The organism is Mesorhizobium sp. M0910 (assembly GCF_040319465.1).
Classification (GTDB): Bacteria; Pseudomonadota; Alphaproteobacteria; order Rhizobiales; family Rhizobiaceae; genus Mesorhizobium.
Window position 1 is genome coordinate 86,255 of the sequence record NZ_JAMYNZ010000003.1, and the last position, 20,586, is coordinate 106,840.

The 20,586-nt window shown below is 57.7% G+C and carries 17 protein-coding genes; 2 read left to right on the forward strand and 15 right to left on the reverse strand.

The annotated features are described in order from the left end of the window. Positions 1–112: 112 nt before the first annotated feature. Complete coding sequence (locus NKH78_RS08095) at positions 113–1,699, forward strand: adenylate/guanylate cyclase domain-containing protein (protein ID WP_352777366.1); 1,587 nt, start codon at positions 113–115, stop codon at positions 1,697–1,699. A 380-nt stretch (positions 1,700–2,079) separates the two neighbouring features. Here the strand turns inward: NKH78_RS08095 and cysQ are convergent, their stop codons facing one another. The 13 genes from cysQ to NKH78_RS08160 all read right to left on the reverse strand — a co-directional run bounded on the left by cysQ (position 2,080) and on the right by NKH78_RS08160 (position 17,262). Next, positions 2,080–2,868, reverse strand: a complete 789-nt coding sequence (gene cysQ, locus NKH78_RS08100; RefSeq protein ID WP_352882852.1) for a 3'(2'),5'-bisphosphate nucleotidase CysQ — start codon at positions 2,866–2,868, stop codon at positions 2,080–2,082. Between the two features lie 10 nt (positions 2,869–2,878). Then, positions 2,879–4,816 carry a sulfate adenylyltransferase subunit CysN gene (gene cysN / locus NKH78_RS08105; RefSeq protein WP_352701490.1) on the reverse strand — a complete coding sequence of 646 codons (1,938 nt, stop codon included), beginning with the start codon at positions 4,814–4,816 and terminating at the stop codon, positions 2,879–2,881. Between the two features lie 2 nt (positions 4,817–4,818). Continuing rightward, positions 4,819–5,724: a sulfate adenylyltransferase subunit CysD gene (gene cysD, locus NKH78_RS08110; RefSeq protein WP_352701491.1), complete on the reverse strand. Its 906-nt coding sequence runs from the start codon at positions 5,722–5,724 to the stop codon at positions 4,819–4,821. 306 nt (positions 5,725–6,030) lie between these two features. Continuing rightward, positions 6,031–7,347, reverse strand: a complete 1,317-nt coding sequence (locus NKH78_RS08115) for an O-antigen ligase family protein (protein WP_352882618.1) — start codon at positions 7,345–7,347, stop codon at positions 6,031–6,033. After that, positions 7,344–8,525 (reverse strand): tetratricopeptide repeat protein, encoded by a 1,182-nt coding sequence (locus NKH78_RS08120; protein WP_352777362.1) that lies wholly within the window; start codon positions 8,523–8,525, stop codon positions 7,344–7,346. The genes NKH78_RS08115 and NKH78_RS08120 overlap by 4 nt, the downstream gene beginning before the upstream one ends. Continuing rightward, positions 8,491–10,875 (reverse strand): GumC family protein, encoded by a 2,385-nt coding sequence (locus tag NKH78_RS08125; RefSeq protein ID WP_352777360.1) that lies wholly within the window; start codon positions 10,873–10,875, stop codon positions 8,491–8,493. The genes NKH78_RS08120 and NKH78_RS08125 overlap by 35 nt, the downstream gene beginning before the upstream one ends. A gap of 37 nt (positions 10,876–10,912) precedes the next feature. Continuing rightward, positions 10,913–11,701, reverse strand: coding sequence for a polysaccharide biosynthesis/export family protein (locus NKH78_RS08130; protein ID WP_352692408.1), 789 nt, complete (start codon positions 11,699–11,701; stop codon positions 10,913–10,915). Continuing rightward, positions 11,701–12,510 (reverse strand): tyrosine-protein phosphatase, encoded by an 810-nt coding sequence (locus NKH78_RS08135; protein ID WP_352777357.1) that lies wholly within the window; start codon positions 12,508–12,510, stop codon positions 11,701–11,703. The genes NKH78_RS08130 and NKH78_RS08135 overlap by 1 nt, the downstream gene beginning before the upstream one ends. A 516-nt stretch (positions 12,511–13,026) precedes the next feature. Beyond that, positions 13,027–13,518 (reverse strand): hypothetical protein, encoded by a 492-nt coding sequence (locus NKH78_RS08140; RefSeq protein WP_352777355.1) that lies wholly within the window; start codon positions 13,516–13,518, stop codon positions 13,027–13,029. A 272-nt stretch (positions 13,519–13,790) separates the two neighbouring features. Continuing rightward, positions 13,791–14,264, reverse strand: a complete 474-nt coding sequence (locus NKH78_RS08145) for a hypothetical protein (RefSeq protein WP_352820414.1) — start codon at positions 14,262–14,264, stop codon at positions 13,791–13,793. A gap of 22 nt (positions 14,265–14,286) precedes the next feature. Next, positions 14,287–15,462: a glycosyltransferase family 4 protein gene (locus NKH78_RS08150; protein WP_352777351.1), complete on the reverse strand. Its 1,176-nt coding sequence runs from the start codon at positions 15,460–15,462 to the stop codon at positions 14,287–14,289. Next, entirely contained in the window at positions 15,459–16,433 is a 975-nt protein-coding gene (locus NKH78_RS08155; RefSeq protein WP_352777350.1) for an NAD-dependent epimerase/dehydratase family protein, read from the reverse strand. Before NKH78_RS08155 ends, NKH78_RS08150 begins: the two co-directional genes overlap by 4 nt. Positions 16,434–16,449: 16 nt before the next feature. After that, complete coding sequence (locus NKH78_RS08160; protein WP_352777348.1) at positions 16,450–17,262, reverse strand: class I SAM-dependent methyltransferase; 813 nt, start codon at positions 17,260–17,262, stop codon at positions 16,450–16,452. A gap of 405 nt (positions 17,263–17,667) precedes the next feature. Here NKH78_RS08160 and NKH78_RS08165 point away from each other — a divergent pair, with 405 nt between their 5' ends. Then, the gene (locus NKH78_RS08165; protein ID WP_352777347.1) at positions 17,668–18,486 is read left to right on the forward strand and encodes a hypothetical protein; all 819 of its coding nucleotides are present in this window, start codon (positions 17,668–17,670) and stop codon (positions 18,484–18,486) included. Positions 18,487–18,521: 35 nt separating this feature from the next. Here NKH78_RS08165 and NKH78_RS08170 read toward each other — a convergent pair whose 3' ends face one another. Continuing rightward, positions 18,522–19,781: an O-antigen ligase family protein gene (locus NKH78_RS08170; RefSeq protein WP_352777345.1), complete on the reverse strand. Its 1,260-nt coding sequence runs from the start codon at positions 19,779–19,781 to the stop codon at positions 18,522–18,524. A gap of 134 nt (positions 19,782–19,915) precedes the next feature. Continuing rightward, positions 19,916–20,581 carry a class I SAM-dependent methyltransferase gene (locus tag NKH78_RS08175; RefSeq protein ID WP_352777344.1) on the reverse strand — a complete coding sequence of 222 codons (666 nt, stop codon included), beginning with the start codon at positions 20,579–20,581 and terminating at the stop codon, positions 19,916–19,918. Positions 20,582–20,586: the final 5 nt, after the last annotated feature.

The following is a 20,586-nucleotide window of genomic DNA, read 5'->3' on the forward strand; positions in this document are numbered from 1 at the left end:
GGTCGGTCCCACGTTGCAGGGCTGACGTGTTTTCATCGAGCCAAGACTGACTCTGGTACCGTGCCGGGAATGAGCTATAGTTCACATACTAAGACGGCCGGGCGCTTGCACAATGGCTGGACTGGGTGAACAGATTGCGCGTCAGCAGCGCACCATGGGACCGCTCCTGGTGGCGGCAGTGGTCATCGGCCTTATCGGTCTGCCCGTTGCAGCCTGGCTCGACCTCCGAGACCTGTCGGAACGGATGCTGCGCAGGCAAGCCAGCGAAATCAGCCGGATCATCGACGAAATGCGCGGATTCTACGGCAGCGACGTCGTGGGACGCGTGCTGCAGGCAGACGGCGCCGTGACTGCGACGCACAACTACCGGGACGTACCAGGTGCGATCCCTATTCCGGCAACCCTCTCGATCGAACTCGGCAAGCGCATCAGCGCTCACGATGGCTCGGTCAAATATCGGTTCGTCTCGGATCTGCCTTTCAAAGGTCGCGCGCCCCACCAGCTCGATGCGTTCGAGCGGAACGCAATCTTGGCTTTGCGCGCCAACCCGAAGGAGCCGATCATCGAAGTCTCGGGCTCACTGTTTGACCGGCAGGTCCGCGCCGCGGCCCCTGTCATAATGGGACAAGTGTGCGTGACATGCCATAACTCACACCCGGATAGCCCCAAGACGGACTGGAAGGTCGGGGATGTCCGAGGGATCCAGGAGATATCAGTCAATCAGCCTATTGCTGCAAACGTGCTGACTTTCAAGTATCTGCTCCTATATTTCGGTTTCGCGGCGGCGGCGGGTCTGACGTTCATTCTCCTGCAGCGTCGGCAGTCCGCGTTGATTCAAGGCATGAACAAGGAGCTTTCGGAGGCAAACGACTTCCTGGCCGCGATCTCATTGAAGATCGCCAAATACCTTTCGCCTCAAATTTACAAAAGCATCTTCAGCGGCCAGAAGGACGTCACCATCGCGACCGAGCGCAAGAAGCTCACGATCTTTTTCTCCGACGTCAAGGATTTCACCGCGATCGTGGAACGTCTCCAGCCCGAGGACCTGACGCTTCTCCTCAACGAGTACTTCACCGAGATGTCGACGATCGCGCTCAAACACGGGGGCACCGTCGACAAGTTCATCGGCGACGCGCTTCTTGTGTTCTTCGGAGACCCCGAGACGCAAGGCGTCGAGGAAGACGCGAGAGCCTGCTTGCGCATGGCTGTCGACATGCAGCGTCGGCTGGAGCAGTTGAACAGGGTGTGGCATGACCGCGGAGTTGAACGGCCCTTCCGAGCTCGCATGGGGATTAACACGGGCTATTGCAATGTCGGGAACTTCGGTTCCGATGATCGGATGGACTACACGATCATTGGAGCCGAGGCGAACTTGGCGGCCCGGCTGCAGTCGATTGCCGAGCCCGGCGGTATCTGCCTCAGCTATGAGACTTACGCGCTCGTGCGCGACCTTGTCCGGGCGCGTCCATTAGCACCGATTGCCATGAAGGGGATCAGCCGGGAGGTTGTCCCCTACGAAGTCGAGGGCCTCCTGGGTGAGCTCGCCCAGCGTCCTCAGGTCATCAGCGAGCACGCGACTGGCCTCGACTTGTTCCTCGATGTTGAGGCAATCGACGAGAACGGGGTCGAGCGGGCGAAGAAACGACTTTCGGAGGCGCTCCTAGCCTTATCCATCCGAAGCAAGCCCGCCGCATTTTAGGGTCTTGAACGTGATGCAATCTGGACCTTGGCCAGCCACACAAAGTCGGGTTCAAAGCCGCCTCATGCGCCGCCGGTATTGACGCACCCGGCTGGTATCACGAAAAATACGACGAGGCCCGCAAGGACTTAATCATGACTGGTCGAGCCATGCTGCAGACTCCTTTAGCTTGATGTGGGTCGCTAACGTCGCCCCCAGGCCGGATGGGGAGCGTTATCGTGGTGTTTACACGCCTCGGTCAGCACCTGAGATCGCGGTCATAAGTCACTGTAACACATTCGCTTTCACACATGGGGCTGGAACTGCGCTTACGTCGCGACAAGTCGTGCGAGAGGAACGCTGACAGGTCTGACGCGTTCCTTTGGTTGCGCAGTCATCGTCTAGCCAGATCCAGCCGCCTTGCCGCTGGCGATAAAATGCGGGTTGGCGAAATCCTCGTCGTCGCTCTGGTTACGCTTGCCGTAGGCGAGCGGCGCACCATCCAGCGTGCGCGTCATTCCGCCGGCAGCGCGTAGCACCGCGTCACCCGCGGCAGTGTCCCATTCCATGGTGCGGCCGAAGCGCGGATAGACGTCCGCCTCGGCGCCGGCGACAAGGCAGAATTTCAGCGACGAGCCGACCGAGACGATCTCGGCCGCGCCAAGCGCGCGGATATAGGCGTCGGTCTCCGGCGTGTTGTGGGAGCGGCTGGCAACGACGGTCAGCGGCATCATACCGGCCCTTGCCGAAATCGGTTGGCGATCGACGATCACATAGTTGTCATCAATCTTGATCGTTTCCGCTTTGCCCGGCCGGCCGGAAAAGAAGCGGCCGGTGCAAGGCGCGAAGACAACGCCGATCTCCGGCACGCCATCGCGAACCAGCGCTATGTTGACAGTGAAATCGGTCCTGCGGTTGACGAACTCCTTGGTGCCGTCGAGAGGATCGATCAGGAAGAAGGCGTCACCGAGACCCGGTGCCATGATGCCGGCCGAAGCTTCTTCCTCGGCCACGCACGGAATCTCGGGAAATGCGGCGCGCAGCCCGGCAAGAATAATCTTCTCGCTCTCGCGGTCAGCCTCCGTCACCGGCGAACTGTCCAACTTGCTGTCGACCGCACAGCCGGCACGAAAGACGCGCATCACCTCGCGTCCCGCCGCCAAGGCAAGGTGCTCGAAGACGGCGAGCATTGCTTCGTCGTCAGATACCGCCGCCGCTGTCATATTGGTCTTCGGCAATGTCCCGCTCGTTCAGCCAGTGTTCCAGGGCGTCCACCATCTCCTCGGCCGATCTGCCGAGTGTCTTGAGATGGATTTCGGGCTTTTCCGGCACCTCATAGGGTGAATCGACGCCGGTGAAATTCTTGATCTCGCCGTTCAACGCCCGCGCATAGAGGCCCTTCGGATCGCGCCTGGCACATTCCTCGAAAGGTGTGTCGACAAACACCTCGATGAATTCGCCATCGGCCATCAATTCGCGCGCCATGCGCCGCTCCGCGCTGAACGGCGAAATGAATGACACGATGACGATCAGCCCGGCGTCGGCCATCAGGCGCGCGACTTCGGCAACGCGGCGAATGTTCTCGACACGATCGGCGTCCGTGAAGCCGAGATCGCGGTTGAGTCCGTGACGGACGTTGTCGCCATCCAGAATGTAGGTATGACGGCCGGTGGCGAACAGTTTCTTTTCAAACAGATTGGCGATGGTCGACTTGCCCGAGCCCGAAAGCCCGGTGAACCAGAACACGGCCGGCCGCTGGTTCTTCATATCGGCACGCGCGCGCTTGCCGACATCGAGCGACTGCCAGTGGATGTTTTCGGCGCGGCGCAGCGAATGCAGGATCATGCCGGCACCGACCGTGGCATTGGTGATACGGTCGATCAGAATGAAGGCGCCGGTGGTGCGGTTTTCGGCAAACGGATCGAAGGCGATCGGCGACCGCGTCGAGATGTTGCAGATGCCGACTTCGTTCATTTCAAGCGACTTGGCCGCCTCATGGGCAAAGTCGTTGACGTTGACCCGGTACTTCAGGTCGGTGATGGTGGCACTGGTCTGGTCGGTTTCGGTGCGCAGAATGTAAGAGCGGCCGGGCAGCAGCGCATGTTCGTCGAACCAGACGATGTTTGCGGCGAACTGGTCGGCGACCTGCGGCCGCGCCGCCGGCGATACTAGCATATTGCCGCGCGAGACCTCGACCTCGTCGTCGAGGACAAGGGTGATGGCCTGGCCGGCAATAGCCTGCTGAAGATCGCCGCCATGCGAGACGATGCGCCTGACACGGGAGGACTTGCCGGATTTCGCGACGACCACCTCGTCGCCCGGCGCAACCGATCCGGACGCTATGGTGCCGGCGAAGCCGCGGAAATCGAGGTTGGGACGGTTCACATATTGGACAGGAAACCGGAACGGCAATTCGACCGCGGCCTCGTCGACCGAGACGATTTCGAGATGTTCGATCAGCGTCGGGCCGGAATACCAGTCTGTCCTAACGGAACGGCCCGTAACGTTGTCGCCGTAGCGGGCCGACATCGGGATGGGCACGATCGTCCGGAAACCGAGCTCACGTGAGAACTGCCCGTAATCAGCGACGATCCGTTCAAAAACTGCTTCGTCGAAGCCGACAAGATCGATCTTGTTGACGGCGAGCACAATGTGGCGGATGCCAAGCAGCGAGGCAATGATCGAATGCCGCCTGGTCTGGCGCAGTACGCCCTGGCGGGCATCGATCAGCACGATGGCGAGATCCGCCGTCGATGCACCTGTCGCCATGTTACGCGTGTACTGTTCGTGGCCGGGCGTGTCGGCGACGATGAACTTGCGCATCGGCGTGGCGAAGAAGCGATAGGCGACGTCGATGGTAATGCCTTGCTCGCGCTCGGCCTCGAGGCCGTCGACCAGCAGCGCGAAGTCGACGTCGTCGCCGGTGGTGCCGTGCTTGCGCGAATCGCGCTCGAGTGTGGCTAACTGATCCTCGAAAATCTGCTTGGTATCGGAAAGCAGGCGCCCGATCAGCGTCGACTTGCCGTCGTCGACCGAGCCGCAGGTCAGGAAGCGCAGCAGCGACTTTCGTTCCTGCGCCGCCAGATAGTCGCGGACGCCGTCGGTCGGGGCGAGGCTCTTGGCCATGATGTGGCGCATACTCAGAAATACCCCTCGCGCTTCTTCTTTTCCATCGAGCCGGCTTCGTCGCGGTCGATCAGGCGACCTTGCCGCTCGGACGTGCGCGCGGTGAGCATTTCGCCGACTATCGCCTCCAGAGTGTCGGCGTCCGAGTCGATCGCGCCGGTCAGCGGATAGCAGCCGAGCGTGCGGAACCGCACCATCCGGTTCTCCACTGTTTCGCCGGGCCGCAGCTGCATGCGCTCATCATCCCTCAGGATAAGCATGCCATCGCGCTCGACCACCGGCCGCTCCTTGGCCAGATACAGCGGCACGATCGGGATGTCTTCCTGGAGAATGTATTGCCAGATGTCGAGCTCGGTCCAGTTCGACAACGGGAACACCCGGATCGATTCACCGGCAGCGATGCGGGTGTTGAAAATCTTCCACATCTCCGGCCGCTGGTTCTTCGGATCCCAGGCATGCTGGGCGTTGCGGAACGAGAAGATGCGCTCCTTGGCGCGCGACTTCTCCTCATCGCGTCGCGCGCCGCCGAAGGCAGCGTCAAACCCGTATTTGTCGAGCGCCTGCCGCAGCGCCACCGTCTTCATCACATGCGTATGCGTGTTGGAGCCATGGTCGAACGGGTTGATGTTGTCGCGCACGCCGTCTTCATTGACATGGACCAGGAGGTCGAAGCCGAGCTTTTGCTGCATCTGGTCGCGAAAGGCGATCATCTCGCGGAATTTCCAGGTCGTGTCGACATGGAGAAAGGGAAAGGGCGGCTTGGCCGGATAGAACGCCTTCATAGCCAGGTGCATGAGCACGGACGAATCCTTGCCGACCGAATACAGCATTACCGGCTTGGCAAAGGCTGCGGCCACCTCGCGAAAAATATGGACGGATTCGGCCTCAAGCCGCTGAAGGTGCGTAAGTGCGATGTTCATGGACTGCGAGCGTTCTTTCGTACCGATCCACGGAAGGGCCAGACTGCACTTCCGGACAATCTATTCGTGCGGGCGTTCTAGCAGATCGTTCCTGTCCAGAACAATGCAAGACAAGCCGGCGGCGGATGGTTCGGGAATGAATTTTCCATACAGCCGATAAATTCGGGAAATTTCTGCTCAGCGAGCGATTGCACTTGGTAGAGGAAGGAAAATGTTGCCTGAGCCTCGGAACCCGAGAGCCAGGAACCGGCTCCCCTCACAGCGGTCCGCCACGTTCTGGCGACACCAGCCGTAGCAAGGAGGTCATTAAGACGAAGTGCCGATGGGAACAAGCAACTTGTCACCGTTGTGATCGATCTCCATCATCTCGCTCTTGCGGCTCAAGCGTTCCGCAAATCCTTTGTGGAAGATGATGGCGTTCATATAGGCAAAGGTCATCGCCAGCGCACCGGTTCGCAACGGATAGTCAACCAGCGAGTGAATGAGAAGAAAAGATACCGAGAGGAATGCCGCTTTCTGCAGCGGGTCACGGCGAACCCTAGCCAATGCAGCCAGAAGCAACACGAAATACCCTACCATCAGCAGGATAGCCGGAACTCCACCTTCGAAGGTAATTTCAAGGTATTCATTGTGAGCATGGTTCACATACTCCCTGAAAATCATGCCTGCTCTTTCGTATATCTGATAGGCCTTCTGGAAATTCCCGAATCCAATGCCTGTCGCCCAATTGTCTTTGATGCCCTCGATTGTGGTTCGCGCAAATTCTCCTCGCCCGAACGCCGGATCAAGCGCCTGTGCATCCAGCTTGGTCCAGGCGCTTATCGTGTAGATCGAAAGCGCGATAAAAATCAGGAGAACGCCGAACCCACTCGCCCACGAACGAGCTGAGAGAAAGACCACAGACAATACGGTGATCGCCAAACCGATCAGGACGCCGGCGCGAGAACCGGCAGCCAAAAGAAGCAGCAAAAGGGCGATGAAGCCGAAGGATCCGGACAAAAGATGTCCGCGGAACAGACCATAATAGACGACGAAGGGAATAGACACAAAAAGCAACGCCGAAAAATGATTTACGTTAGCAAAAAGGCCGGCATTGATCGTAAAAGGCAACAGCCCGACAATAGCGACGTCGTCGGAGAGCGAATATTGAATCGCTCCCGCCAAACCATTGCAGATAACACCCATGAAGAAAAACGGAAGGAGCGCGCTGACCTGCTCGGCACGCAAACGCAATACGGCCAAAAAAAACGCTGCGGCGGCCAGAAGATAAAGCAGACATTCGACCGTGCGGCCGACCCCAACACTGATGAAGCGAAATCGGCTTTCTCCAACCCAGGGATCTCCGAGCAACAGTTCCGGCCGCAACCCGTTGAATATGGCTGCCGGCAGTGGGACGATTTGCAAAACGATCAACGCCATGGCGAAGACCAGCAGCCACAGAACAGGCCGGGCGATTCTCTGGCCGGGGGGTTGCGAAAAGACGGCCGCGGCCGAAACTATCGCCGCGACCTCGATCAGAGTGTCTGTGTAAAGGCCGCTCGCAGTACCACCACCGATCAGCAGCGATACAAACAAGACCGTGCCGAGGAGATATTTATCCCATTCCGACGGCCGGTCGTTCAAGATGGAAGTCTCTCAACGCTCATTTTGTGCATTATCAAGGTGCCGACATATCGAAATCGCCAGCTCTCGGCAATGGCGGCGGTCTGCAGCGTCAATAGTTGCATGGGGCAGCCAGTCGGTACAACCGAGAAGTCCTGGCTCAGCTTTTGTCGGTTATATGTGCCCTCGGGGATGTTGAACCGTGCTATTTCGCCAGCCGGCCCCAAACATTTGATCGACCAGAACAATTCCTTTGGAAGCTTCAGGTTTCGCGCAGAGGCAACGAGGGAAATCTTATACGAGCCTGGAGGCAATTGAACATATTGCTGGAGGGCAGTGTTCTTGACCGGGGTGTTCAAGAACCGGACCGTTGCCCCACCCTCGCCCTCCACAGCATCCTGGGATGCTGCAAATGTCACTTCCAAGCCCGATTGACCAGGAACCTGCCAATCGAAGGGCTTGCCGCTGGGGACCGGCTCGAACGTGCTGTTAAAAATGTATCCGCCTAATTTTCGCTCTTGCTCGGACAGGGTGAAAAGAAACAGCCGATAGGCTGGTTCATATTGCTTCTGACGAATATAGCCGCTGATCGCGGCTGTGAGTTCACTCGAATTCGGTGGTGCGCTTGATCCGGTCAAATCGAGCAGCAGCCGATTTGCGAAATTGATCTGCTCAGGAGTTTTGATAAGAGCGTAGATCAGACTGGCTCTCCAGGGCGCTTGCGCCCTGATGGCCGTCAGCACGGCTTGATAGCCATCGGGGTTCGAGAGAATTGGCGGCATGCCCTCGGCGATCGCCGGAAATTGGTCCGGCCAGCGGCGCAGCAAAATGTCGATCTCGCCAACGGCCTTGGGCAAATCACCTGCTTCGATGTTGCGGCCAATTGACCTCTGTAGCGCATGGATCTCTGTCTTGGACAATTTTCGGGCTTGATCGAAGAGCTGGTAGGCCTCGTCTTTTTCGCCTTGCCGGTATTTGATCTCACCAATCAGGCTATAGAGACGTGCATCGGCCAAATCGAAGGCGAGCGCGCGCTTGGCCTTGGCAAGCAAGGCACCAAGATCGGTAGCATTATTCGTATCGTTCAGGTCACTGCTGATTTCAGCTGTCAATGCGTCGGTGTTGAGCGGGTCCAGCACAAGAGAAACAGCCGGTGTTTCTGTTTCAAGAAATCGACTTAGCCCGATCGAGGAAGCCACCAACACTAGAACGGATGCGACGAACCAAACGACTGAATGTCGGAGACTTAGCATAAGCGGGCTGGCTTGCTCCATCATCGACTTTGCCCTCAATCTTGGGAGTATTCGTGTCCGTCCCGTAGTTATAATACTGATAGTTCATATATTTGTAGGCGTAATTGTAGTCGAACTTGTTCACCGCAAACTTTGACATCGCGGCTCCGACCACGTTCGCGCCAGCAGCTCGCAGGCGCTTCAACGCGGTCTTGGCCGACTTGCGCGTCACCTGATTTGTAGAGATGACCATCAATGTGCCCTCCGCCAGTCGGCTGAGAATAGGAGCATCAGAAAGACCGACAATCGGCGGCGCATCGATAATGACAAGATCGAAGCGCTTGCCGAGATTGGTTACTATCAGAGCCATCTTCGGTGAGGAGAGCAGATCCGCAGGATTGGGAGGGATTGTTCCCGAAGTCAGAACGGTCACGTTGGGATATTTCGTCGCCCTGAAGATGCTCGCCAGATCCTCCTTGCGCACGGTATTTGTCAGCAGATTGCTTAGCCCGATCGTATTGTCGAGACCAAACAAGCGATGAAGATTTGGTTTACGGAGATCGCCGTCGACAATGAGAACCCTTGCGCCGAGTGCTGCAAAATCTTGTCCGAGTTTAAACGATGTGGTCGATTTGCCTTCCGAAGGCTCCGAACTCGTGACGACCAGCGATCGTGGGGCACCTTCCGCACCGGAAAACTGTAGCGATGTTCGAAGCGAACGATAGGCTTCCGACAGGCCGGACTTCTGATCGGCAATACTGGCCATGAGTTCCCGGTCATCGACGAGCGGTAAGATGCCGAGCATCGCCAAGCCGAGCTCCTTTTCAACCTGTTCGGGATTGGTGAAGGTGTTGTTCAGCAGTTCGATAACATAAATGACAGACGCGCTCAGAGCCATGAAAAGGGCCAGCGCGATTGCAAGATTGATGCTCAAGCGCGGGGAATATGGCCGATCCGGCAGTGACGCGAAATCGACGATTGCGGCACTTTGCGTCTTGAGCTCGGAGCTGACACCAACTTCGTTCAGTTTGGCGATAAGATTGTCATATTGCGATCGGTTCGAATCGACCTCGCGTTTGAGAATTGTGTATTTAATGTTCTTGTCGTTGAAGATGACCTGCTGCTTTTCCATCTCAGCAAGTTTAGACTTGAGATCGGCCTCCTTGTTCTGCGCCTCCTGATATTTCAGCCGCAGTGAATCCGTTATAGCAAGCACGCCGTTGTTATAGAGCCGCTGCAACTCCTTGATCTGGGACTGAAGCTGCTGCATTTCGGGAAAACCGGGCTTGAGAATGCCCAGCTTCTGCTGGTACTGGCTGGTCAAATCCGCCAGCTTTTCACTCAGCTTTTGCAAACCTTCGCTTTCCAGGACGGGGGCCAAGCTCGAACCGCGGCCTTTATCGATCTGGTCCACCACACGTCCTGCGTCGAGACGGTCCTGGATCGCTGTCGCAAGGGCGGTATTCAGCGCCTCGATGTTCGATCCTATCAGCGACTTGTCGTCGCCGGTTATCGTGATGCCGGCATCCTTCGCGTAAGCGACCAGATCCTCTTCCGATTTCTGGAGCTTCTGCTTCACCTGCAGAACCTGTTCCTGGATGAACTGTCGTGCAAGGTCGGATGTCTCGCTGGTCTGGTCGAGGCGTTGGTCAATAAAGCTTTGCGCGACCTGGTTTGCGATATCGCTTGCATATTTCGGCTTCTGATCGACGAAGGTGATCGATAGCAGGCTCGTGTTGGTGACCAGGTTGACCGTGAGGTCGTCCAAAACACGCTTGATGGCAATTTCCTCGCGCTCCTCTGGGGTCTTCTCCTCAAAGGAAGGCGATTTGGAGATACCGAACGCGCGATAGAAAATATTGCTGAGGGAAAAGGCTGGCGTGGGAAAAAGGAAATCCGGCTTTTCGCTGAGACCCAGTTGAAACACAACACGCTGCGCCAATGCGCGGCTCTTGAGTTTTTCACGTGCGGTCAGGAAAGCCCGCACGTCCGCATTTTCAGAAACTACCTCGATGTCCTGGAAGACCTTGGCCGAAGGGACCAGCACTTCCAATTGCGTCGTTGCCTGGTATTTCGGCGTCTGCATCATCGTGATGATGACACCGGCGACAAGCCCGGCTGCCGCCATAATGACGAACAGCCACCGATACTGGACGACGTAGAAGAGCAGCTTGAGTGGATTGAAGCCCTGTTCCTGCTCCGAATAATCCCGACCGTAAGGGCTGTAGTTTTGCCCGCCGTCATAATAGAGGTCGGCGGACAAGGCTTGGCCATGTCCTGGACCTGCAATTTGATGCTGCCTGTTTCGATCGAGCATGGTGCGGAGTGATCCTATTCGACTGACCGGCTACGAACTATATCCCAGGGATGACGGCAATTCGCGCGGCACTGGAGGCTATGCCTAGCGCGTCCTTGAGATTGTTCACGGCAATCTTCGATTTTGAAGCAAAGACGACGACCTTGTCCCCACCGTAGATCCGCGGGTTACGGGCCTTGCCGGCACGAATTTCCTCCACGTTGTAATTTGCGACCAAGGTATTCTGGCCGATATTGCGATAGACGAAGACCTTGCTTGCGTCCCCAACTGGGCTGAAATTTCCTGCCAGAGCGATCGCGTCCAGAAGCGAGGAATTACTCGTTACCGGAAAGATACCGGCCCTGTTGACTTCGCCATCGACTGTTATGCGCTGCCCAATTGACTCCTTTACGAAGATCGTCACATCGGGTGACTGCAGGTAGTTGGCGCCGTAGGCCGTCTCGATCTCTTGCTCCAGCTGACGAACGGTTTTGCCTGCCGCGGTAATGGTTCCGATAAGCGGAAGCGATATCTGGCCGCTGGAGTCGACTTGAACTGTTCGGCTCAAATTGTCGACCTGGAATACATTCACTTCGAGCACATCGTTCGGAGACAAAGGCTGCTCGTTGCCGTTCTGGGTGTTCTGCGGCGGAGGCAGGTCCTTCACCACTTTCAGCGCGCCGCCGCCTGAAAGTGGCGTCGATGACGACGTCAATTGCAGCGCATCCACCGCACTCGAGGAAGTAGGTGTCGTCGACGAGGTGCTCGTGCATGCCGACGTTGCAAGCGAAGCCAGCAAGACGAGTGCCATGCCTATGTGGCTTTTTACCAAATGAAAAATGCCCATCACGCGGTCCCGCCCTTGAATAGGCGGCCCAATCCTCCAAAACGGCCGGCGTTACCGGCGGTTGGGTTTTTCGGACGTGCTTTTCCGATCGGCTCAAGGGGCCGGTTCGCCAATATTTCGCCTGGACGTTTCAACACCATGTTGCGGGCCTCGTCTTCCCCACATCGCTTGGCAGCAGCAGCAACCGCCTTGGAAAGCCCCGGACGGCGGCGCGTTGCGCTATGAGTATCCGATGCGATGATATCCACCCTGCCCTCGTCAATCAGCTTCTCCGAATAATAGAGCGCCGTGCGTCCAAAAGCACCAACAATCGAGTCCGCGGTAAGCTGGATGAGGCAGCCGACCGCATTCAACCTCTCGATAACGTCGTAATTCGTTTTGATCCAGGTCAAACGCTCCGGATGAGTAAGAATCGGGATAAAGCCGGCGTTTATCAGGCGTAGGGCAAGATCCTCCATTCGTGGAGGTAGAACATGATGCGGCGGTTCGAACAGAAAATAACGCGACCTATTTAAGGTTGGCACGCTGCCCGCCGCCAATTGGTCCGGAAGATCCGGCGCTATGTGAACGTCTGCACCGACGTAGAGAGCAAGTGGTATTGCGGCGCTACGCAGCGCCTGGTGCAACTCTTGTACCGCCCGAACGATGTTCGATGTTCCGTTTTCGTATACGCCGGGTGTCACGTGTGGCGTGCACGCCATATGGGTCGTTCCGTCGGCCACCGCCAGTCGAGCCATTTCCAGTGATTCTACAAGACTGGGCGAGCCGTCGTCGAGGCCGGGCAAGATATGGGAATGTAGATCGATCATGGGCGTTTGTGACTGCAGCGAAGCAACGTGGCGACGTCATCCCCAAAAAGTATAAATGCGTCATCCGCAAGACAGCGAATGACGCATTTGTCAAGTTCATGCGATACGATAGATGGTAGGTCCCGGTTACTGGCGGACAGAGTCGTCGTCATCATGCAGGCCGATGATCAGCGCCACAACAGCGGCAAAAGCTGCGCCTGATGTTTCGAGCGCTACACACATGCCGCCCTCCGCAGGATTGATCTTGACCGTCGCGTTCGTATCCGAAACTTGTACCAACTTGCAGCAGCAAAAGATTGCGATTCAACAAATTTGCCTGGATAGACTGGCGCTTCGCCCCTCATCCTGGCATGTTCGCCAGCCTCAGACATCCGCATGTCGCCTTGGCTTAGGCGATCCGACCGATGCGGCAGCGCGATACCAGCATACACGCCAAGCTCGCTCTGTCGCCAACACAAACACAGCAGAAGCGTCACACGCCGCTGCTGCCGTTGCGTTATTTACTACGCGGTCAACTTAGTCGCTAACGGCGTGGCCGTGATCTTTATCCGCCGTTGCAGCCAGAACACCAGCCCCAAGAGCCATGCCGCCAAAAATGAAGAGCGGCGTGTTATTGGTGTTTGTGTTAGGATTGCCCGTCTGGGCGGTCTTCTCAGAGCCTAGGACATTGAGGCAAATCTTGTTCTCGACACGCGAAATATCGAGCGTCGAATTCGCCGGGACCTTCACATTGCAGCCACCGACCTGAACCGAAGCCGAGCCCTTGGCGCCAACCACGACACGGCTGCCGAAATCAAGCGCGCCGCCCGCTTGCGCCGGGCCATAGCCAGCCACCTGCGAGATCATCACGTCGCCATTGACGCTGCCGAGCGATCCAATCGGATTTACGCCGTTATAGGCGGTTGCACAGGTGCACGACCCATCCTGCGCGAAAGACGACACCGGGGCGAAGCCGGCCAACACAACAACTCCGGCCAACGCACTTTTAACAACTAGATTCATCCGCATCAATCCTTCTGTCCCACGTTACCTGAGGCCCACCCAACCGCTAAGGTACTCAAAAGCGCGTAACAGCTTTCTGCGCCAATTCCAACCCATTTCGCAAATGCGAGATAATTTTTGGTTTCGGTGTGGTTGATTGAACACACCATTAGAATATCGAAATGTATCATCTTTACTGTCGGCCACAATAGAGCGCGTTTGCCAGCGAGCCAATCCGGCGTTCCTTGGGGCGCTGGCGTCACCTTCGTTTCGACGGCTACGCCACGGGTCCGCAGGAGCTACGAGCCCGGCGCGCAAGGTTTATAGGTCGAGCCCGCCTGCGCGGGCTGCCCGCACAGAATGCCTGCCTCGACGAGCTTCGCAGCCAGATCCGCGCCGTCGGAGGCGAGGCACTGCACGACGACGGCGTCACGAAATTTTGGCGCGACATTGCCGTCGCACGGTGTCCCCAAGCCTACGGGTTTGCATGTCAAAGCGAGTCCTTGATAGCCCCGGCGCATGGCTTCGGTGACCATGACCCGCATTGACTGGGGCTTAGCAAATGCGACGCCGCACAGCACGATCTTGCGGCCACCGACCCGCAGATCGTCGATTGACTGGACGTCAAGCTTGCCATCGAACGATGTGGGGACGTCCACCGGCTTCGACGCCTGTGCGCGAATATTCGTTCCCTTGTTGATAGCGATGAAAAGAAAGCCGCCCGCAAACGCCAACGCTATGAATGCAAGTACGACCATCTTCCCGATCGACAATTCCTCACTCCCGATTCAACAATCAACGCGCGGCGGTTTTGGTCTTTTCAAACAAGGCAAGCAGTGCTGCTGCATAACCCCGTCGGCGGACCTGTTGCCGGCCTTGCAGCACAGTGACACTGTCGCGGACAACAGTCGGCTGCCGCCCGATTTCAAGGAGCCGCTGCGCCAGGATTTCTGCGTTGTCCGGCGGGAAGAAGAGCGCGTCCGGAGCCTGCTCGCGATGCAGCCGGATGTCGGACAGCAACATGGGCGCGCCCAGCGATTTCGCCTCTTCAACGGTGGTCGACCACCCCTCGAAATGGGACGGGTTTATCAAACAGTCCGTTGCACCTATCAGGGCGACGACGTCGTCATAAGGGATCAATCCGAGGTGTCGAAAATGGCTCTCAACCCGATACGTTTGCGCAAGGCCCATCAGACGCTTGAACAAGGTCGGATCGCGTGGGTCGGTCGTGCGCCCCGTGAGGACTATCGGTGGCACTGAATCCAACGCCCCAAGCCGGTCTACATGCCTCAACGCGTCGACAACCAGTCCGTGATTCTTGTGGATCCAAAGCTGGTTGGGCAGGAAAAAGAAGCGCTCGGGCAGATCGTGCGCCCGGCGTGCGGCTTCGGTGCGCGCCATGACGGCGCCTGGATCGACATCGATGGCGAAGCGCACCACGGCAGTCTTGCCGCGCGAGGCCGGGTAGAATGTTCCGCAATCGGCAAGCGCATCCTCGCTGGAGAGCATTATCGTGCGATTGCCGGACGTCTGCAGACGGAAGCCGAGATCTCTGCGCCACCAGGCGCGACGCGGAAAGAGGTGGGGCAGGCGACGGTGCTGAAAATCCGGAATCCAGGAAATGACCGGCAGTGGAAATCGGTTGCCGAACCACTGAGCGACTTCAAATACGAGATCGACGGCGTGTGCGACCATAAGATCGGCAAAAGGGCGGTCAGTTCCGCCAGCGAAAGCGATCAGCCCTCGCTTGCCAAGCCCGGCGCCCGTGACCCGGTCGTCGACGATAGCCGGCGCGGCCAACATGTGATCAAAGGATGCGCCAACGCTCGCGCGCTGCTCGGGCGTCAAAAACAGCTTCGCCTGAACCTTACCGCCCAGCTCGGAGGCGATGACGCTCAGCATATTGCGTAGATAGGACTCGCCGCCTGACCAGGTTCCGCGGCCGATGAGTGTGAAGCCGACGGTGATCAAGGCGCGAAGCGTCGCAAATCGCCGACCGGCTCGCCGAGAACCTCGGCGCGGTACCAATCGACATATCCCGCAATGCCCTGGCCGAGCGGCACCTGCAGCCGAAGCCCCTCCGGGACACCCGACGGATCCGAGATCAGGTTGACAGGGTCGCCCCGCCGGGATTCTCCTGAAAAGGAGAGGCGATGCTTCCCGCCCCAGGCTTCCAGGACCATCCCGGCAATCGTGCTGACGGACGCGGCGGCGCCCGCACCGCCATTATAGACAGCGAAGCTTGCTGCATTGGCGGGCAAGACGCGATGGATCAATCGCACGACATCCGAGACATGGTGCCAATCCCGCATTTCCGCTCCGGTGCCACCAAGCACAATGTCGGTTTCGCCGGCCGCGAGCCTGCCGCAGAGGTCCCAGAGAAGTTGCTTGCGCAGCCCCTCGCCGTAGACGGAGAAAAGCCGTGCAACCGAGACCGGTTGCCCATATGTCGTGCAATATGACCGGCCCAACTCCTCCACCATGCGTTTGTGATAGCCGTAAGGGGAATAGGGGTCGAGCGCTGCATCGACACCGATCGGGCCGAAATGGCCACCGCCATAGACGGCGGCGGACGATGCGAGAACGACGGAGACCCCGGGTGCGTGGCGACGCAGGAAATCGAGGACACAAGCCGTGGAACCGACGCTTTGTTCAAAGTCCTTCAGCGGCTCGGCAATCGACCGGCCTACCGTAGAGCCGCCTGCCAGATGATATACGGCCGCCGGGCGACCATATGCGGCCAGAGCAGCGCCCATCGTTTCCGCGGTCACGCCGCCGGAAAAAAAAGCGCCGCCAGTTGCGATGGCGAACCCAGGCGCTTCGCTTCGGCCGAAGCCAAGGACAACCTGGCCCTGCTGGGCAAGAAATCGCGACAGGTGCAGGCCGATGAAGCCACCGGCTCCAGTCACCCAGACAGGCTTCGCCTCGTTCAACTTCGCCACCAAATCAGCCCTTCCCCTACTTGTGACAAAGGAAAGAGACCAGCCGCCCGGGCCGGCGGTCAAGCAATGCCGCTGCCGCGACAACGGCACCGAAGGGCAGTGGGGACAAAGTCAGGCGCGCGAGCCCCGACAGGGGACCGAAGGCCACAGCGAGCCTCTCGCGAATTTCGGATGCTGTCATCGGATCATAATTCACAACCGATTGGAAAGAGTTCATTTCACGATCGATCGTCAGCCCTGCCCCTTCGAGAGCAGCGCGGTAGTTTGCCAGTGTGAAGGCATTCTCCCCGCCGTAGAGATGATGCAACGGATGAGCGCGCAGAAACGGTTCCAGTTGTTTCGGTCCGGAAATCACATGGTCGCGCAACGACAGGAACGTCGCGCCATCGCGGGACAGACGCGCAACTTCGCGGCAGAACGCCGGCAGGTCATGCGCATGATGCAGCACCTGCCGGGCGACGACGAGATCATAGCCTGCAGCGCTCAATGGGATCGCTTCACCGAACGCTTCGATCACATCGATGCGCGTGCCGGTCTTTTCGGCAAGTGTCCGGATTGCAGCGGCACCGACGAGCGCGCTGGGATCGGGCTCGACAGCGGTTACCGACCAGCCCTCGCGCGCCATGGCATAAGAGAGGATGCCATTGCCGGCGCCGAGATCGAGAGCACGTCCCGGCTTGCGCGGGATCATGCCGCGAACCGCCTGAAACTCCGCACTTTCGTGGTAACGCTGCGCCGCGGCGACCGGATCATCGAAATAGGCCGCGCGGGCGAGATCCTTCATCGAAGGCTCACTCATGCACCAGCGGACGGCATCTTCCCAAGTCATGGCCATTTCAGGCATCGAGAGAAACCACGTGCTGAATGATTCCGCGCCGGATGTTCGGCAACTGCGTAAGGCGGCACGTTCTTTGTCACAGCGATCTCGATCTCCTCGTCAGATTTGTCAGATGCGTCCACGACAGCCGCCGCGAGGCCCAGGTGGCGCGTGCAGTAGCGGCTCGGTCATAGGCTTGCGTGCTTCGCTCGTCCACTGTTCCACCGCGGATAATTTCCGGCTGCTAAGAAGCACGGCCTGCCCTGTCACCCTGCGACAATGCATCCCTCTTTCACCAGGACGTTGTTCGAATTTTCCAGCTACGCTACCGTTTCTTGACTCGTCAAGCTCAGGTCATGAGGAATTCAATCCATGCGATTTTCACCAGCGCAAACGTTCGCGAATTGGCGAGGCCGGATGCGCAACGTCTCGTTTTTCAAGACGATGTCCTGTGTGATGTGCCTTTTGGCCGGCACGTGGCCCGCGACGTCGCAGACGCGCGAACCGTTCAAGGTCTTCGAGACTTTGCTGTTTGAGAACGGGCCAAAAGATTTCCGCTCGTTCGGCCTGGACCATCTCACGATTGCGGATCCACACGTCCTGGGATTGGACGTGCCGAATGCCAACCAGGTGCGGCAAGCTCTAGAGCTGCCAAGAAGCAACCATTTCCTGGTGATCGACATCGAAAACTGGCCGTTGGAAGGCCCGGATCAAGCATCTTCAATTGCTAAATATCAACAAACTTTGAGCGTTTTCAGAAGGGCAGACCCGAACGTCAAGCTTGGCTTCTACGGCGTCATGCCGATCAGGGATCATTGGAGGGCGATCGGCCATGATGGTGCTGCGGCTCAGGAGGACTGGAAGCAGCAAAACACCAGGATCGCCTCCGCCCTTGTCCCCTACGTCGACGCGCTGTTTCCATCCCTCTACACGTTTTATGGGGATCAGGATGCCTGGATAGCCTATGCGCAAGCCAACATCGGTGAAGCCCGACGGGTCGCACAAGGAAAGCCGGTTTACTGCTTCCTATGGCCGCAGTTTCAAAAGACGCTCGCTTTCCTGCCCGGCGACTTCTGGTATGCTCAACTAGATACTTGCAGAAGGTTGGCAGACGGGATCGTCATCTGGGGTACGATGCGTGGCGGTCTAAGCGACGGGCCAGTGAAATGGGACGAAAAAGCCGAATGGTGGCAGGCTACCTTGAAATTCCTGAGCGAGATTGACGAAGCGCAATAGTGCCGAACAAACGGTATCGCAGGCGAACGTGCATCTCACTTCCGAACGGCAACATTACTCGCTGCCCAACCCTCTCCGGGCACACCGAATCGAGCAGGGGTGCGCCACGCCATGTGCCGCTGCGACCATTGGTCAAATGACCTCATGGCATTGACACGGAAAATCAAGACCGTAACGACGATCCAGAGGAATGCTGACCCCCAAAGGGACCCGGAGAACTGCGCGCCGACGATGGCTTGCGTTGCCAGAAGCGGCAAAAGCACCAGGCGTTTGTCGGCTAGGAATTTTATCGCCATTCCCAGTTTGACGAAAACGGGGATAAATATTGCCATACCGAGAAGGCCAACCGATTGGAGGATCTCCATGAACATATTGTGGGGGTATACGAACAGAGGCAATTGCGTGCCCCAGCCAAACAAAGGGCTTTGCTGAAACAGTCCCCACGACAGCGAGATCGATCCGAGCCGTTCGGTGGTCGAATTGTCCTTTCCTATCACCGTCAGATGGAATTTGTCGAGCAACGGCGTTATGTCCGTGATGGCCAACGCCAATACCGCTCCGGCAACAACCACTAAGCACACGAGCATGGTTGTAAAATTCGGCCGGAGTAAGGGAAATAAAACGATACAACACCCCAGAGCGACAAGCGGACCGCGGGCCGCCGCTAGATAGATAGCGACTGCCGAGGCAGACACTACACTCAGGATAACAATCTTTATGATCTTGCTTTGATCAAACCTAAGCAGGGTGTATGATGCTATAAGTGTAGTCAGGCCGGCATGACCTACGGATATGGGATTCAATCTTTCGAAATAGACACGATCCGTCGTATCGACCAGCACCGCATCTGAACCACTGTATTGGAGCCAAACGATACCCGCCACACTCAATGCGCCAACGGTGAAAAGTGCCCACGCCACGTTGATCTCCGACCACGTATTTGTCGACAACGCCAGAAGAGCAGCTGGCACAATCGAAGTGATCAGGGCAAATACGAGCGCGTCCGACGCTCCATCGACGTTGTAATCGGCATCGATGCCGAGTTTTGTTAGGTAGAGCGCGGCAAAGGCAAATAGCCACACATCTCCGAATCGCCATGCCTTGTGCCGGTCCGACCAAAAAAATGCGATGCCGCTTAGAGCAATTACCAGGATGCGGAAGGCGATCGATAATTTTGCGTCCTCCCGCCCCGTAGCAGACGAGAAAACTCCTATTAGTGGATAACCGGCAACCGCCAGGGCGAAACTCCAGGCCCATAAGTCCTTGTAGATCGGAACGTGTTTGCTGATGTACATGATGGTGGAGGTTCACTAGTTAAACGGCAACAGCGATACCATGCCTTGTCGAGTTGAGACAACGGTTGGCACCGGCTCGTCAGGCATGTTGGCTAAAGTTGCCGTTAGCTTGATTCCGCACCGTAGCGGTCGAGCTACTTCCAAAGGTCCATGATCATGGACAATGGGCGTGGACGGCTCGCGACACGGGGGTCTCTATAGGAAGTGCGCAGCACCCGTCCATATGATTCATCGACGGGCTTGATGATCGCGTTGCCGTCCGGATCGTAACCTTCAAGCACCTCCCATTTCGAGAATGGACTTGCGGCAGCAAGTGCAGTGACGCTTTCGTACGTCGGAAACCACAAATGCCCGCCGCCGGTGACGGCGCCATTTTCATATTTGCCGCCGCCGACAGGGTCGAATATGAACCGGTCGCCATCCCTGACGGACCGATCCCGGTAAACATCGAAACGATAATCGGGCACGCTCATCCGGAACAAGCCGCCCGGCTTCAGCACTGTATGGATGTACACAAAAATCTGCGGCAGTTTCTCGTACGCTACGTGTTCAAAGACATCCTCAGATTGATAAATATCGATGCATTCCTTTAGCGGCATCGGCTGCGTCACATCGTGATTGATGTTGCGAGGTGACGGGCTGTAGGGCGTCAGTCCGATATGCGTATCGAACTGAGGGAGATTGCGTGTCAGCCGCCCCGCGTAGAGCTTGCCGCACGATCGCGCATCGTCCCAGGTGGCGATACGAAACCCGAAGGTTGCCAGGCGCCGTTCGACCTCGTCGGCAATTTTTCCATACATGTGCG